The organism is Terriglobales bacterium (assembly GCA_035561515.1).
In the GTDB taxonomy this organism is placed as follows: domain Bacteria; phylum Acidobacteriota; class Terriglobia; order Terriglobales; family Acidobacteriaceae; genus DATMXP01.
Genome location: DATMXP010000014.1, coordinates 71,301 through 86,416, shown reverse-complemented (window position 1 = coordinate 86,416; position 15,116 = coordinate 71,301). Strand labels below are relative to the sequence as shown.

Sequence of the window (15,116 nt, the reverse complement as noted above, 5' to 3'; positions counted from 1 at the left end):
AGACGGGCCGCGTTAGAATCACGGCGTGATCCGGCTGCTCGCAGTCATTCTCTTTCTGATTCCTTCGTGTTTTGGCGCCGATCTGGAAGCGGCTCTGGCGCGGTTGATGCGCGGGCGCTCGGGGACGGCTGTAGTGATGAACGTCGCTTCCGGGAAAATCCTCGCCTCCTATCACCCGGAAGTCGCGGCTCGACGGCTCGCAAGGCCGGGTTCGACCTTCAAGGTCTTCACGCTATTGTCGCTAATCGAGAGTGGCAAGGTGCGCGCGAATGAGTCGTTTGTGTGCCGCCGGAACCTGCGCGTTGGGAGGCACAATCTTTCGTGTTCGCATCCGGAGTCGGGCGCATTGCAGGCGGTATCGGCGCTGGCGTATTCGTGCAATGACTACTTTGCGACTTCAGGATCGCGCCTCACGGCGGAGGAGTTGCGGCAGGCGTTTGCGAAGGCGGGGTTCACTTCGGCGACCGGATTGCAGAAGGGTGAGGCGACAGGATCGATCAAACTGGCGCGAACCGATGAGGAACGCAAGTTGCAGGCTATCGGCGAAGGCGAGATGAAGATCACGCCGCTGGAACTGCTGACCGCGTTTCGGTCGCTTGCGTTACGGCGTACCTCGACCGATGCGAGGAAGGCGGAGCGAACGGTATTCGCCGGACTGGAGGCTTCGACCGAGTACGGCATGGGAAGACTGGCGTCGCCAAAGGGAATGAAAGTCGCAGGAAAGACAGGCACTTCGAGAACAGAGGGCGGATCGTGGACAAACGCGTGGTTCGCGGGATACGCGCCAGCGGACAAGCCGCAAGTGACGGTCGTCGTTTTCCTGGAGCGCGGAACAGGGCCGGGCGATGCGGCTCCGATTGCAGGTGAAATCTTCGAAGCATGGAAGCAGAGCGCAAGGTGATGAAGGTAGCGTTCGCTACGGTGTGTCTGTTGCTGGCTTGCGTGTCAGCCGAGGCACAGCAGCGAATGGTGAAGGTGCGACTGTTCTGGCAGCATCCGCCGGAGAAGATCCTCGTTGAGCCGGTGGGAGCAACCTGGCAAGGCAAAGCGATGCGAGCGCCGGTTGAAGTGAGCGGCGCGTCAGCGAGCAGTTTCACACTTTCGGGAGCGGCGAGAATTTCGGGGGCGGGCTTTCCGGCATTTGTCACGCGCGATGAAATGAAGGTTGAATCACGCCAGGGCGTGCTGCTCTTGACGCTGACAATGCCGCTGGAAGATTACGTCACTGCCGTATTACAGGGCGAGAGCGGCGGATTCAAGTCGGATGAAGCGCTGAAGTCGATGGCAGTGGCAGCCCGTACTTACGCGATGAGGTTCGGCTCGCGACACAAACTGGAAGGCTTTGACTTCTGCGATACGACGCACTGTCAGGATGTCCGATTGGGGAACGAGTCGGCGCGAATGCGCGCTGCTGTCTCTGCCACCGAAGGTGAACTATTGTGGTTCGAAGGAAGGCCGGCCGCTACGTACTATCACCGGAGTTGCGGCGGCGAACTGGAGGACGCGAGTGCGCTGGAACCCACGTTGCGCGCGCCCTACCTGCGACGGCATCAGGACGACTACTGCTCGCGCACGGATGAGTGGCGGGCGGAGATCGCGAAGGCCGATCTGGCTCGCGCGCTTGGGCGTCCGGTGAATACGCTGAGCGTGGCGGAACGGACAGGTTCGGGGCGGACGGCGAAGGTGCTGGTGAATGGGCGACCGATGAGCGCCGTGGATTTTCGCCTGGGGATTGGGCGTGCTCTTGGATGGGACAAGATTCGAAGTGACCTCTACCAGATGGAAGATCGCGGAGATCGTATTGCATTCCGGGGGCGCGGACAGGGACATGGTGTGGGTCTGTGCCAGACCGGAGCCGATGCGATGGGCGCGAGAGGCAAGAGCTATCGCGAGATCCTTGCGTACTACTATCCGGGAACTGCGCTCGGACTGAACGCGCAAGGGCTGGCATGGGAGAAGTTGCCGGGGGCATCGGTGGATGTCGTCACCACCAACCGCAATGACGCTGCAACACTGATTCCAGTAGTGGAACGCGCATTCAGCTTCGCGCAGAACGCGACGCCGTGGAAGGTGAGCGGGCGTCCACAGGTGAAGGTCTATCCGACGATCGGAATTTATCGCGACGCAACGGGAGAACCCGGATGGGTGGCCGCAAGCACAAGGGGCAACGTGATTCGTTTACAGCCACTGAGCACATTGCAGCGGACGGGGGCGCTGGAGTCGACGCTGCGACACGAGTTTCTGCATATGTTGATTGAATCGCAGGCGCGAGGTGATTCGCCGCTGTGGCTGCGGGAAGGTCTTGCCATCTACTTGAGCAATCGGGCAACAGCGCGGCCCGCGAAAGTTGACGTTGTTGCGCTGGAGCGGCGGCTACACTCTCTACGCACGGAGGCCGAGATGAGAGCGGCATACCGGGATTGCGCCAGTGCGGTTGCCGACGCGGTTCAACGGTATGGACTGCCGAAGGTGCTCGACTGGGTGAAGTCTGGAGTGCCTACTTTGTCGGCGACGCAGTAACCGGTTCCGTTTCCGGTTCCACGCTTGTTTCCGTTTCTCCTTCGCTCGCCCGCATGATCGCGGCACACAGTACCAGCCACGCAGTCACCAACAACAGGTACCCCAACCCGAGTCGCATCACCATGCTCCAGGTTTGTGCATTCAGCGACGAAGGCTTGTCGGGCGTCATCCAAGCGAGCCGGTAGGGCAGATATGCGCCGATGACGAAGCAGACGGCGTAGGCGATCCAGAAGCGCAGTTCCCTCACGGGACGGAAAGCGGCAGCCGTGAAGAAACCGCGAAGCCCGCGAGTCGCAACCTGCGCCCCGACCGGGACAAAGAAGATTGGCCAGAGGAAGAAGCAGAGGAAGAAGACCGCTCCGTTGGCGGCGGAGATTACTGAGCGCGGACTGATCTGGCGCCGCAGGAATTCAGGAAATGTGTGGCGGGCCCAGGCCCCGATCTGCTCGTCGTAGTTCCAGAGCAACGAGATGGCCCAGAGCACAAATCCGAAGATCAAGGTCCAAACCAGAAACGCTGGAATGCGCGTCACGGCACGACGAAGCGACACTTTGAACGATCGCGGTGCCAGGCGGAAGTAATCGAAGGTGGCGCTGTGCAGCCAGAGGGTGATGAAGACGATGCTCAGGCCGCTGATGACGCTCATGGTGAACTGCCATCCGCGCTCGTCGGGAATGCGTGTCCAATAGAAAAACGACAGTATTAGCAGGGCATTCACAATGACGTGAATCAGCCATACACCCTTACTGTGCAGGACTGCCAGGAGCGAATCACGTTCGAAATCAGTCATGCGGGGGTTCATTTGACCTCCAGCGTCAGCGGATCGCTAGTCGCAAAATAGGACGGCTGGTACATCGGTTCCACTTTGCCCGGACTCACGCGGAACACGCCGGGGTTCACCACCTTCAGCATGTACACATATTCGCGGGCGCCACGCCAGAAGTAGGTGGTGAAGAATGCGGCACGGTCGTCGTGGAACTCACGTCGCGTGAAGTACCAACTCCACCAGCGAGGCTGATCTTTCAGCGTATATAGGTTGTCGTGCTCGATGAACTCGGTGCCGGGTGGAATCGGGTCCTCGATCATCAGGTACTTCCAATCAGAACCGGAGACGGTAAGCCGCACAGCGAGCGTGTCACCGACCTGCACCGGCCCACTTAGCGATTCCAGCTTGTACTTCACCGAGCCGTTTTCGCGCACGGGAGAGAGCTTGAAGTACTCGCGCGCGAGCGTCAGGTTGAAGGAGCCCACATTCGTGAGCTTCTTCTCGTCGGAGTAGTACTCGCCGCGCAGCGACCAGTAGAGGCGGCCCTGCCCCTTCTTCCGGATGATGACACGGTTGTTCTGCCCGAGTTGTTCGGGGGTAAGGCGAAGCATGACGGCGCTGGCTCCAAACGCATCGGCTTCGGTGAAGCGGTGCGAGATGATCTGACGGTCGTTGACCAGCACCTCGACGGAAAAGCTGGGCTTCAGTTCCCCGCTCTGCTTCAAGAAGTCCGTGAGCCCGTACACGACAAAAGCAGTTTGCTTCGTCGAGTTCCACCAGTATCCCTCGTTGCGATGCATGACCAGCCAGAATGCGGCCTTTGGAAGCAGCGCGCTTTCCGGCCGGACTTTGCTGAGGAACTTCGCGGCGAACGCTGTCGCTTCTGGGCTGGCGTCGGTCTCGAAGTCGAGCATTGGATCGCGGTTCAAGCTCCAGTGCGCCGTTTGCTCGTCGGTGACGGCGCCTTTCTCTACGATTGTGGCAAGCTCCGTTGTACGCGAATCTTTCACGAGATCCATGGCGAGGCCGAGCATGGCGGCGCCATAAGGGCTAAGTTCTGAACGCTGCTTCCAAACCGAGTCGAGGATGGCCTTGTCGTTAGCTCCGCTCAGCATGAGCGAATAGGCCATGTAGGCGCGAAGGTCGGCAATGATCTTCTTATCGTTATCGAAGGTTTGCCTGACCCAGCCCTGCGCGCGAGTGACGCGGTCCTGCTCAACGTTGTACCCGACCTGCTTTGCCTGGCTCAATCCGGCGAGCACATAGGTAGACATGAACACGTGGCTATCGTCAGTTTGCCACCATCCCCAACCACCGTCTTCGTGCTGATAGTCATAGAGACGCTTCAGACCGGCTTCGATTTTGGCGTTTAGTTCCTTCTCGTCCATCTGCGGCTTCAAGCCGAGTTGTTTCACCGCATCGGCCACGATGATGTTGGGAAGGAAACTGGACATCGTCTGCTCGGTGCAGCCGTACGGATAAGAAGTGAGGTATTGCAACGCGCCGAAGATGGCACCGGCGGCAGAGGGTGACAGATCGACTTGCAGGAAGCGTCCGCTGGGTTCGCTGCGCTGCGGGAAGTTGATCTCCTGGGTGATCTCGCCAGTGGTGCTGTTGAGCGAACCAGACTGCGGAACCGCCATCTTCACGCCATAGGGGATGACAGGCAGCGACAACTCCATGGCATCGGACTCTTCATTGGTGAGCGCCTTGGCGAGCACGGTGCTTTGGAGAACATTGTCGGCCTTCACGCGCCAGTCGACTTTCACTTCGCCGCGGCTGGGAACATTCACGTCTCGCGTGGAGCCTTCCAGCACTTGCAGGCCTTTCAGGTCCATGGAGACGCGTGCCATTTTTGCCGCAGGCAAATAGTTGTGGACGATTGCCGAGATTGTGACCTGATCGCCCTGCCGGAAGAAGCGGGGCACGACCAGGCGCACCATGACGTTCTTGCGAACGATCACCTTCTCGACGGCGCTGCCGACTTTGGTGTCGGCGGTGACGCCGCGTGCGGTCGCTCGCCATGCAGTGAGCGAATCGGGGAAGCTGAATTTCACGGTGGCACGGCCATCGGCTCCAGTACGGACGTCGGCGACCCAGAAGGCGGTGTCGGGAAATGCCTTGCGGATCTTAGGTTGAACGAGTCGCTCGGGCTTAATCTGTGCCAGCCAGTTGCGCCGCTTCACTTCGGCGAGACGCATCTGCTTCTTGCCGGCCTCGCCACGGAAGTAGTACGAGAGCGAGCTGTCGGTGTTCACCCGATTGAAAGTGCGTCCGTAGAAGAACTTCAGGATATCGGTGGTGGCTTCCGGACGAATCGCGTAAATGGCTTCGTCAACCACACCAATACTGAACTCGCCGCTGACCGGTTTGCCATTCGAGTCTTTGGCAACAATGGTGTATGAGGCTGCTTCGCCGGGCTGGAACTGCGGTTTCGAAGGCTGAATCTGAACGTTCAGCTTGTAGGCATCAGGCGGAACATTGATGCTCTTCGATCCGGTGTGCAGCGCGTTGTCCTTGATGTAAGCGGCGCTGACGAAGAAGTTGGGCGCGTATTCCGTACGAACCGGGACATCAACGGTGATGGGCCCGCCCTTGCTCCTGATGACCTGACGGCTGTGAAGTCCCATGCCTTCAGTGGTCACGAGAATACTTACGGGATCGGGACCGGCCATGATGAGAAGTTTCGCGGTGTCCCCGGGCTTGTAAGACTTCTGGTCGGGGACAATCTGGATGCGTTCGCTTGAGCCTCCCCAATACCAGTTGCGGTCGGGAACCCACAGGTAAGCAGTGTCTTCGAGTTGCCGATTTTCCGGAGTGGCGGCGGTTACGATCGCGCGCAGCGAACCGCCTCGGGTGATCGGGATGCTGACCTCCGCGTGGCCGTTGGCATCTGTCTGGCCATCGGCGGCGAAAACTTCGTCACCGCTCCGGGAGCGGTAATCCCAGGTACGAACAATGATGTGAAAAGCGGTCTGAATCGGCTTGCCGTCGTAGTCGCGGGCATCGACGTTGATCTGTGCGGTTTTGCCGACTTCGTACACGTAACTGGTTGGGTTGGCGCCGATCTTGAAGCTGCCGTATGTGGCAAGGATGTAGTTGCGGCCAGTAATCTCGCGATTACCCTCGTCGGTCACACGAGCTTCAATGCGATAGCTGATGTCCGACTTTCTGCTCGCGTCGAAGGTGGTGGGCAGGGAGATGCGCAACTTGCCATCAGCGTCGAGCGTCCCGGTCTTCTCTTCGGTTTGCTCGCCGTAGTAATAGTTCTCGCTGTCGCCGCCTTCACCTTCTCCTTCACCACCGTACTCGGAATAATCCTCGTCGTCTTCCCAGGTGTACAGGCTGTTTGAGACGCGATTCTGGTGGACAACCCAGGTGACTTTGGCGTTTGCTACCGGCTCGCCGAAGTAGTAGCGGGCTTCAATGGTGGCCTGAATCGGTTGCCCTTGCAGCACGCGTTTGCTGTCAGGGACCACACGAACTTCATATTCGGGCTTCTTGTATTCCTCCACGGCGAAGCTGCCACCCGATGTGTACGATTCGCCGCGGCGTACCTGGATGTTGTAGTCACCAAGCGAGGCGTTGAGCGGGATGGCGTATTCGCCATTCAACGTTCCCAGGGAGGAAGACTTCACGGTCTTGGTGAGGACGTCTTTTCCTTCCACGTCGGTGATGTTGACGTTGAATTCAGTATTTGCCCGAGCCTGGTAGGTGAATCCCGAACGCGTGCGCAGAATGGCCTTGAAGTGGACGGTATCACCCGGACGGTAGACGGGACGATCGGTATAGACGTAAGTGGTGAGCGAGCGGGCCGGGTCGGTGCTCATCCAGTAGGACCACGGCGAGCTGACGGCGAAGTCGTCCTTGGTGCGGGCCATTACCAGCACGTTTTCGGGATGCGCTTCAGTTACGGCAATTTGGGCGAGACCGTCGTTGTCAGTGACTTGCTGTCCACTCTGGTTGCGATTGATGAAGAAGTAAGTCTGCGCGTTCGTGACTGGCTGGCTCGACTGGCGGTCAACCACGAAGGCGAGAACGGTTCCGGGAGCAGTTTTGGTGACGATCGCCATCTGGCTGACAATGACGATGGTGTAGGCGCGCAGCTTGCCGTCGGTAGCTTCAACCAGATAAACGCCTCGGTCCTTCACCGGAACATTGACGACTTCCGTTTCCCATCGTTCACGTCCGGAGGGAACGTTTTGCTTCCACGTGGCAACGAGTTGCTGCGAGTTCAGGATCGGTATCTGCGCGAAGACCTGGGCGGGAGTTTGCGGCTGCTGCCTGGTCGCGGTCCGACGCTCACGGATTACACGGCGATTCTCTGCGGTGAACTGTGCGCGGAAGAAGTCGCGGATCCACGAGTAGATGCCGCGCTTCCAGTCGTGGAAGCGTTCCAGCCAGGTGAGCTTGTGAGGAGGAGCGGGCACCCGGCCGCCGAACTGGTGGGCGTCGTCGAGATCTTTGAAGAACTTGACGGGGTCGTTGACGCGATAGACGCGGAACTCGAGCGTCTCGACGTTTTGGGCCCACATGTCCACGGTGACCTTCTGGCCCGGAGCGTAGGTTCGGCTGGAGTTCAGCGAGAAGTAACCGACCTTCTCTTCCTGTGCGAAAGATAAGAGCGAGATGAAGACGAAAACCGCGAGCGCAACCGCGCGATAGGCGCGCATATCAGTCGGCCTCCCGGAGAATGTTCCAGCGATAAATACCCATGAACGCCGGATTTTGCGGCAATGGCCGCCAACGAACTTCAGGGTGATGCATAAGATCTTCTACGGTCACGCGCCGGATTTCGCCGGCATGTCCTTCGCTGGGACCAGTGTGGTAGACGAGCCAGTTGTCGCCGTCGCCGAAATGGCTTTGCCCAAGGAAGATCATGGTGTGAAAGGGCATACGCTGCCCGGTCTGACGAAAGAAGAGAACATCGCCCGGACGGGCGGCACGCAGATCGCGGCTGACGTAATGCGTGTTGTACCGGCGAAGCGTTTCGGCATCGGCGAATTCGGCGAAGGCACCGTTGGAGACGTCGTCCGGCGAGAACGCACCCTCACGGATGCGAAAGAGTCCGGCGCCCAAGGCGGTATGCGGATAGTCGTATTTGCGGACCGAAGGTGCGTTCGGCACTGTGCCGAGGTGCCACTGATTTGCCCAGACGCCGTCGTGAGTGCGCAATGCTTCGCGATAGGCAAAGCGGATGAGCGCGGCGCAATCGTTGATTTCCTTTGGGCGATCTTCTTCTTTCTGGACGTAAGCGGATTCGGCGAGGAACGCAAACCAGTTGCGGAAGGCGTCGCGATCGGCCTGATCCTGAAGGCGAAGGAAGTCGGGCGTGCCGTCACCGAACTGGTCGGTAGGATCGAGGCCAAGGTGGAGAGTGATCTCGGCCGGCTTAAATCCTTCGTGCGAAGCAGCGATGCGAACGTCGCCGGGGACGATGCCGGATCTCAACCTCAGTTGGTTCTCGGAGATATCCGTGGTAACGAGGTGCTCTCCGGACTTGATTCGCCAGCGGACATTTTCGACCTTGCGACCGTCTGACGAACTTGCCTTGATTACCCCACGCGCATAGCCGTCGGCGGGAAGCGAGGCGTGATCAACTTCTAGAACTAAAGAATGTGGTCCGGAGTTCAGATTTCGCACGAGACCGAAGGCGACCACTGCGAGCATCAGCGCAAGTGGTAGCAACCACCATCGTCGTGTGGATAAGCGCGTCAAATCTTTCCTCGTGGAAGGGCGGATTATAACGCTTGTAGTAGTGCACTCTGATTACCACGCAGATGACGTTGAGAAATATAGGGACTGAAATGGGAATGGTGTGCGTGAGGAGACACAGGTGTGTCACGGTCGCAACGCGAGAATCAGAAGGAGCGAATGATGATTCAAAGAATCAATTCGCAGATGCCCATTTCTTTGTTGGATCAGGTCCCGGTTCACGCACGGGAGCGTCGGGTTCGGTCTGAGGCGAGTCGGGAGGCTCTTCAACGGGAGCGTCTGGCGTTTGTGTGGGAGGTTGCGGCGGACGGGGATCATTCCCGCCCGCGTCATGTAGAGTTCTCATCTAGGCTGCCCTGCGAGTGCTTCCGCGGGTGGACTTCGTTTTAGCGCGAGTTCCGCGAGCGCTACTGATCGCCTGCACCTTGCTGCCACGCTCCGGATGACGGCGGCTGCCTCGTCGACTGCCTGCTGTTTCGCGTCCGATCAGCTTGTTGAAGTTGCTCGTCTGCCCACGTGAAGTGGAGTCCTGCACGACGAGGGCGAGGTTGTTGTCGTCGAAGGACTGGAACCAGTCGTCCCATTCGACCGGCTGCAAAGACTTTGCGCCGCTATAGCCCGGAAAATCGAGACGAATCATTCCGGTGTCATTCTTCTTGCGACCAGTGCCGCGCACGCATGCAGGTTGCGCGTTGCGCTCCTCAGCCCATTGGCGAATTTCATCGTGATCAGTGAGGATCCGATTCGTGCTGGAGCTTGTTCGACGGTTGCTGCCGCTGGAGGCAGTCCTACGGGTGGACGTACCGGGATTCGACTTGTTGCGTGATGCGGCTTGGTTGCGCCGCGAAGTTGTGGAGCGAGACCGAGTACTCGCGGACTTGCGGGCCGTTGTTCTGGGCGACTTTGCGCGGGAACGAGACTTGGAAGCTGCGCTGCGCGAACCTGTTTTCCGGGTGCTGGTGGCTCGGCCAGAGGCACTTCTTGAAGAGGAGCGGCTGGCTGCGGATTTCCGTGACATGCTTCGCGATGTTGTGCCCGCCCGTTTGCGCGAGGTGGACCGTGTCGCTGCTTTCCGGGAACTGCGCTTGGCGGCGGTTGCGCGTCCGCGCGAAGAGGTTGAAGCGCTCCGGCGCGTCGAGGATAATTTTGCGGTCGAGCGGGAACGCGCGCTGCCCCTGGAGCGTCCTCTTCCAGACTCCGCTGCCTTCGCAGTTTCACGCGAGACGAGCTTATTGAAGTTACTCTTCTGGCCGCGAGCCGTGGTGTCCTGGTGCAGGAGCGCCAGACCTCGCTCGTCGAACTTCTCGAACCAGTCATCCCACGAGATCTCCTCAAGAGAATCGGCGCCACTGTATCCGGGGAAGTCGAGGCGAAGGATACCGATATCGTTTTCTGCGCCGGTACGCCGCACACATGCGGGGCGCGCGCCGCGTTCTTCGGCCCATGTACGGATTTCGTCGTGATCGGTTGTGATGGTGGATTGCGCCCGCGTCGGCATAGTAGGGCCTCCTTCGAAGTGAGTCGCGCACACTGTATGCAGGACTGCTATTTCAAGTCGGATGCCGCAGGGCAGTAACGGGTTTACGCCGGGACGCGCCCGCGTCCAGTTGCTTCCTGCTCTGCCGGTCCGGGACCCTCTTCGTATGTGCCTGGATTCTGGTGGAACTCCTTTGCCGCTTGGTGTCCTGCCTTCTGAAGAAATGATTCGGTGAGTGCGGTTTGACTGTCCTTGCCGAGATAGCGCGCACGCTGTTCTCGATCAGCATCGGGCAGGACGCGATTGATGAGACCCAAAATGTCGGTGGTGAGACCGGGGAAGATGGCGTGGAAGAGCACGGCCGCCTTCGCCTGAGGCGTTATCACGAGCTCCGGTTGCCCCGAGCGAATGGCGTTGATGATCTTGCGAGCCGCACGTCGCGCGTTGATGGAGACGAAAGGAATCGTGGCGCCGAAACTGAATAGCGCGAACTCCTTGCGATGTTGACCCTTGAAATAGGCATTCAGGTGAGAGCCGGTGCGCATGAGTCCGGGGCACACGGTCGTCACCTTGATTCCGTGTTTCCTGAGTTCTGCCCGCATGCCTTCGGAAAATCCGACGGCTGCGAACTTCGCGGAACAATACGGCACCAGGTGCGGCACCGAAACTTTGCCTCCGAAGGAAGTGATATTGGCGATCCGGCCTTCTCCGCGGGACTTCATGTGCGGCAGCACGGCCAAGGTGGGATACACCGTTCCCCAATACATGATGTCCATGGATTCCTGGTAGTCGGTAAGGGTCTGCGATTCGACCGGTCCGACCGTGATAATGCCGGCATTATTGATAAGGATGTCGATTTGACCGAAGCGCGACAGGACTGCGGTTATGAATTCGGCGACTTCGTCGTTGTTGGTGACGTCGCAGACATGGGTAAAGACTTCGGTCCCGAACTGCCGCTCGATGCTTTCCTGCGCCCAGCGGAGTTCCCGGTCGTCGCGTGCACAGATTGCAACGCTGGCACCGAGTCGCGCACATTCTTCCGCGAGGGCAAAACCAAGTCCGCGCGAGCCGCCAGTGATTACGACGACACGGCCGAGGAAATCAAAGCGGTTCCGACGCCGGCGCGAGATCGCCATGGCGGCCAGGCCCATTGCTACTCCGGTTGTAACTCCGCCGACAAGAAGCACTGCTTTGGCTGCCTGTTTCAACCGGCGCACTCGTTCATGCCTCTGCGAGGAACGGTTTCGGAAACCCATGTTTGGAGACCTCTTGGCAGTAAGAAAGAAGGCGAGGGTCAGGAGTTGTCAGGTTGGAGTGTCCGGGTACTGATATCAGGATGGGTTTATGGAAAGAGGTAGAAACAAGAAAGCCGGGCAGGTTCGCCCGGCTCTCTTCAGGTTATGTCGTACAGCTTCGAACGACGGTTTCTGCCCGTTTACATCACCAGGGCTACGCCTTCGAGCTCCTTCGCAATCGCATCCATAGAGCATCCCGCAGCTCCCATGCGACTGGCCGCGTCCATGGCCGCCTGCGGCGAAACGCCGTAACCGCGGCCCATCAGGAATACTTGCAAAAGTTCTGCGGCTTCCGAAGGATCGAGCATGCGTTGCATCAGCTCGTTCCTTAGGGCCGTAACTTCCGCGACGGTGAACTTTTCGGTTGCCATCTTCGGATCACCTCCGACCCCACTACTTTCTATTCCTTTAGACTCCACCACCCACCATTTCGTTGCAGCAATTTGAGTGCCGAAGTGGGTCACGTCACTCAATCTTCGTACGGTAAATACAACCCGAAGCGCCACAAGTAGTTGCAGGCCGAGCCTAAGTGCCTGAAATACAAAAGGCCTTGTCCGATGGGACAGGGCCTAGGCATTTTTGTATCAAAACTGCCGAATTGCGTCGCTCATTCCTCGACGTGCGATTCCTCGACGAGCAGTACGGGTATGTTGTCACGGATCGGATACACCCGGTGACATACCCCGCATTTCAGGTTGTCCTTGTCTTCGTTGTAAGCCAGCGGCTTTTTGCACACGGGACACGCGAGAATTTCGAGGAGATCTTTGTTGATCATGGCGTGCGCCATTTTACTACCCATCCAGAGCGGAAGCACGACAGCTTACATCGGTTGCGAGGGGCAGTGATGTAGCATGAAGCAATTCGGAGAACAGCCTTGCTGAAGGTCGGATTAACCGGTGGCGTATCGTGCGGCAAGAGCACGGTAGGGGAGATGTTCGTCGCCAAGGGAGCGCACCTCATCAAGGCGGACGATCTGGGCCATCAACTGATGCAGCCGGGGCAATCGGTTTATCACGCGATTGTTGCAGCTTTTGGCGAGGGCATTCTTAATACCGATAGGACCATCAGCCGACCCAAACTTGCCGATGCAGCTTTTCCGACCGGGCGAATCGCGGAGTTGAACGCGATTGTGCATCCGGCGGTGATCGCCGCGCAGGAAGCGTGGATGGACGAGTTCCTGCGCACAGATCCGTCGGGCGTTGCAATTGTCGAAGCAGCCTTGCTGCTGGAGTCCGGGAGTTGGAGGCGCTTCGACCGGTTGATTACGGTTGTTTGTTCTTTCGAGCAGAAGGTGGAGCGGTTCGCCAAACGGCACTCGCTGTCACTACAGGCGGCGCGAGGCGAAGTGGAACGCCGGCAGAAAGTCCAGGCAACAGATGACGAGAAGGTCAAGATCTCGCATTACGTAATCGACAACGCGGGTTCGCTCGTCAGCACAAGGGAACAAGTGGAGAGAATCTGGCAGGAACTTAAGGATCTTGCCCGAGTGCCAGTGGTTCCGAATCCCACCCAAAAATGAGACTGAGACGCTGACAAGTTACCAAAGTGAGACTGCCCACGTGTCTCACGGAGAGAATCTCAGCCCTACTACAAATGTAAGTCATTGATTCTATTGAATCGCATTCTGGCACATGGAATGCTCTTTCCCTTATGGATTGTATGAACGAGAGGCAAGCACAAAAGGAGGGGGCCATGTTGAGGAAGTGCGTGAATCCCTTCTGTAACCGTCCATTCCGATATCTGAGCCAGGGGAAGCTGTTCGTCGTGGAGTTTCCACGCCGCGCAATCGATCACCTGAGCCACCGCATTGCCGGAAGAGAGCACTTCTGGCTTTGCGAAGAATGCGCCAAGTTCATGACAATCGCCGTCCGCCGCGAGTTTGATTCCGTGGCCGTAAAGATCATCAATCTGCCGGTTTCAGGCGCCACCAAGTTGAAGTTCATTCCGCCAAAAGCGACCCAGCAGACCGAACCGGTATTCGTGCAGGTGGCCGAACCCACCATGGCACAAACGGCTTAGAACGCTTCTCTCTCTGCGCCCGGGGTTGAGGGACCTCGGGCCTTTTTTTCTAAAAATCTTGTTCTGAAAATATCTCGGCGGTGAAGGCTTCTACTTTCGCGCCGTGCTCCCAGGCATCGGACGGCAGTCCGGCTTTGAGGCAGGTTTGCTGGAGGAAGGTCTCCCGATCCCAGCCATGCTCATTAGGAACCTGCGGGAGCAGCAGTCCGCGACGATTGCCGTAAGTGATTACCAACCCATGAACGCCGATTTCGACGTCTTCCGGGTCGATCGGTTGCAGCGGCGAGAGCACGCTAATCTCGAACTGCAACGACGGGACTTCCTGTTTCTGCACCGGCGTGAAACGGGGATCGTCAAAGGCGGCCGCGCAGGAGGTTTCGGCTACGGTGCGGTAGAGCGAATACTGCGGGAAGACATAGCCGACACACCCACGCAGTTCGCCCGCGATGTGGAGCGTGGTGAAGGCGCCGCGGTGCTCGGCTAGGTGTTCGGAGGGCGGAGTCAGGTCGAGTTTTCGACTGTCTAACGCAGCCGTGATGGATTCCCGAGCGAGAGCGAGGAGTTGACGGCGTTCGTCTTTTGAATATTCGGGCATGTAGTCAACCGGAATTAAGGAGTGTGTGCGGTTCCGGGCGCAACGTCGCGTTTCTTACGACGGCTTAGGACGAATGAGCGGCGGCGCTGGCGTTTGACAACCTGTTTGTCGATCTTGGACCAGAATGCCCAGAAATAATCGGCTGCGCCTGCAAGAGACAGCACAACCATGAACCAGATGGCAAAGTGCGCGATCAGGTCAACGGGAAAAACCCACGTTGTGCCGGGGATGTCCCATTCGAGCCATCGGTGGGAAAGGATCGCAGCCACGACGGACACGATCTGGACGACCATCTTGGACTTGCCGAGGTCGCTGGCTTCGATGGTGAAGCCCTGTGCCGCCGCGATGGACCGCAGTCCGCTGACGAGGAACTCTCGCCCGACGATGATCACGGCCATCCACGCAGGAACAATGTGCGGGTTCACCTGCACCAAGGTGATGTAGGCGGCGGCGATCATCAGTTTGTCGGCGAGGGGATCGAGCAACATTCCCATCGTGGTGATCTGATTACGCTTGCGAGCCAGATAGCCGTCGATGCCGTCGGTAATCGAAGCAAGGATAAAGACGGTCGAGGCGATCAGTTCCTGCTCTCCATACACGCCAATGATGCGCTTGGTCGTCAGCAGCCAGATGAGTACAGGGATGCTGGCGATTCGCGTCAACGTAATGGAGTTCGGTAGATTCATGAAGCCCTGGTACTTTGATGACAAAACGGTGTTTACGCCGATT

Annotated in this window: 14 protein-coding genes; 5 read left to right on the top strand and 9 right to left on the bottom strand. The window is 58.6% G+C overall.

Annotation, left to right across the window (positions count from 1 at the left end; translation table 11 throughout):
- Nucleotides 1-25 precede the first annotated feature (25 nt).
- On the top strand, nt 26-901 hold the full coding sequence (locus tag VN577_05525; GenBank protein HWR14264.1) for a penicillin-binding transpeptidase domain-containing protein: 876 nt from the start codon (nt 26-28) through the stop codon (nt 899-901).
- Nucleotides 880-2,520, top strand: a complete 1,641-nt coding sequence (locus VN577_05520; GenBank protein HWR14263.1) for a SpoIID/LytB domain-containing protein — start codon at nt 880-882, stop codon at nt 2,518-2,520. Before VN577_05525 ends, VN577_05520 begins: the two co-directional genes overlap by 22 nt.
- Here the strand turns inward: VN577_05520 and VN577_05515 are convergent.
- The 4 genes from VN577_05515 to VN577_05500 all read right to left on the bottom strand — a co-directional run bounded on the left by VN577_05515 (nt 2,498) and on the right by VN577_05500 (nt 9,641).
- Nucleotides 2,498-3,322: a hypothetical protein gene (locus VN577_05515; protein HWR14262.1), complete on the bottom strand. Its 825-nt coding sequence runs from the start codon at nt 3,320-3,322 to the stop codon at nt 2,498-2,500. The two genes, VN577_05520 and VN577_05515, sit on opposite strands and share 23 nt — an antisense overlap.
- Nucleotides 3,319-7,959 carry an MG2 domain-containing protein gene (locus VN577_05510; GenBank protein HWR14261.1) on the bottom strand — a complete coding sequence of 1,547 codons (4,641 nt, stop codon included), beginning with the start codon at nt 7,957-7,959 and terminating at the stop codon, nt 3,319-3,321. The genes VN577_05515 and VN577_05510 overlap by 4 nt, the downstream gene beginning before the upstream one ends.
- 1 nt (nt 7,960) lies before the next feature.
- Entirely contained in the window at nt 7,961-9,004 is a 1,044-nt protein-coding gene (locus VN577_05505) for a DUF1175 family protein (GenBank protein HWR14260.1), read from the bottom strand.
- A gap of 343 nt (nt 9,005-9,347) precedes the next feature.
- A complete protein-coding gene (locus VN577_05500; protein ID HWR14259.1) occupies nt 9,348-9,641 on the bottom strand; it encodes a hypothetical protein in 294 nt (97 codons plus the stop codon).
- A gap of 106 nt (nt 9,642-9,747) precedes the next feature.
- Here VN577_05500 and VN577_05495 point away from each other — a divergent pair, with 106 nt between their 5' ends.
- Nucleotides 9,748-10,464, top strand: a complete 717-nt coding sequence (locus tag VN577_05495; protein ID HWR14258.1) for a hypothetical protein — start codon at nt 9,748-9,750, stop codon at nt 10,462-10,464.
- A gap of 118 nt (nt 10,465-10,582) precedes the next feature.
- Here the strand turns inward: VN577_05495 and VN577_05490 are convergent, their stop codons facing one another.
- From VN577_05490 to VN577_05480, 3 genes are all read right to left on the bottom strand, one after another.
- Complete coding sequence (locus VN577_05490) at nt 10,583-11,734, bottom strand: SDR family NAD(P)-dependent oxidoreductase (GenBank protein HWR14257.1); 1,152 nt, start codon at nt 11,732-11,734, stop codon at nt 10,583-10,585.
- Nucleotides 11,735-11,913: 179 nt separating this feature from the next.
- Nucleotides 11,914-12,144, bottom strand: coding sequence for a hypothetical protein (locus VN577_05485; GenBank protein HWR14256.1), 231 nt, complete (start codon nt 12,142-12,144; stop codon nt 11,914-11,916).
- 236 nt (nt 12,145-12,380) lie between these two features.
- On the bottom strand, nt 12,381-12,560 hold the full coding sequence (locus VN577_05480) for a Trm112 family protein (GenBank protein ID HWR14255.1): 180 nt from the start codon (nt 12,558-12,560) through the stop codon (nt 12,381-12,383).
- An 87-nt stretch (nt 12,561-12,647) separates the two neighbouring features.
- On the opposite strand from VN577_05480, the gene coaE reads away from it, so the two are divergent.
- Together coaE and VN577_05470 are read left to right on the top strand one after the other, a co-directional pair.
- Entirely contained in the window at nt 12,648-13,292 is a 645-nt protein-coding gene (coaE, locus tag VN577_05475) for a dephospho-CoA kinase (GenBank protein ID HWR14254.1), read from the top strand.
- 173 nt (nt 13,293-13,465) lie between these two features.
- Nucleotides 13,466-13,792 (top strand): hypothetical protein, encoded by a 327-nt coding sequence (locus VN577_05470; protein HWR14253.1) that lies wholly within the window; start codon nt 13,466-13,468, stop codon nt 13,790-13,792.
- Between the two features lie 49 nt (nt 13,793-13,841).
- Here VN577_05470 and amrA read toward each other — a convergent pair whose 3' ends face one another.
- Together amrA and pgsA are read right to left on the bottom strand one after the other, a co-directional pair.
- The gene (gene amrA / locus VN577_05465) at nt 13,842-14,387 is read right to left on the bottom strand and encodes an AmmeMemoRadiSam system protein A (GenBank protein HWR14252.1); all 546 of its coding nucleotides are present in this window, start codon (nt 14,385-14,387) and stop codon (nt 13,842-13,844) included.
- Nucleotides 14,388-14,401: 14 nt separating this feature from the next.
- Nucleotides 14,402-15,073, bottom strand: coding sequence for a CDP-diacylglycerol--glycerol-3-phosphate 3-phosphatidyltransferase (gene pgsA, locus VN577_05460; GenBank protein ID HWR14251.1), 672 nt, complete (start codon nt 15,071-15,073; stop codon nt 14,402-14,404).
- Between the last annotated feature and the right edge of the window lie 43 nt (nt 15,074-15,116).

Coding starts and splice junctions, on each gene's coding strand:
- VN577_05510 (HWR14261.1), bottom strand. CDS start 7,959: ATGCGCGCCTATCGCGCGGTTGCGCTCGCGGTTTTCGTCTTCATCTCG.
- VN577_05520 (HWR14263.1), top strand. CDS start 880: ATGGAAGCAGAGCGCAAGGTGATGAAGGTAGCGTTCGCTACGGTGTGT.
- VN577_05490 (HWR14257.1), bottom strand. CDS start 11,734: ATGGGTTTCCGAAACCGTTCCTCGCAGAGGCATGAACGAGTGCGCCGG.
- VN577_05470 (HWR14253.1), top strand. CDS start 13,466: ATGTTGAGGAAGTGCGTGAATCCCTTCTGTAACCGTCCATTCCGATAT.
- pgsA (HWR14251.1), bottom strand. CDS start 15,073: ATGAATCTACCGAACTCCATTACGTTGACGCGAATCGCCAGCATCCCT.
- VN577_05515 (HWR14262.1), bottom strand. CDS start 3,322: ATGAACCCCCGCATGACTGATTTCGAACGTGATTCGCTCCTGGCAGTC.
- amrA (HWR14252.1), bottom strand. CDS start 14,387: ATGCCCGAATATTCAAAAGACGAACGCCGTCAACTCCTCGCTCTCGCT.
- VN577_05485 (HWR14256.1), bottom strand. CDS start 12,144: ATGGCAACCGAAAAGTTCACCGTCGCGGAAGTTACGGCCCTAAGGAAC.
- VN577_05480 (HWR14255.1), bottom strand. CDS start 12,560: ATGGCGCACGCCATGATCAACAAAGATCTCCTCGAAATTCTCGCGTGT.
- VN577_05500 (HWR14259.1), bottom strand. CDS start 9,641: ATGATTCGTCTCGATTTTCCGGGCTATAGCGGCGCAAAGTCTTTGCAG.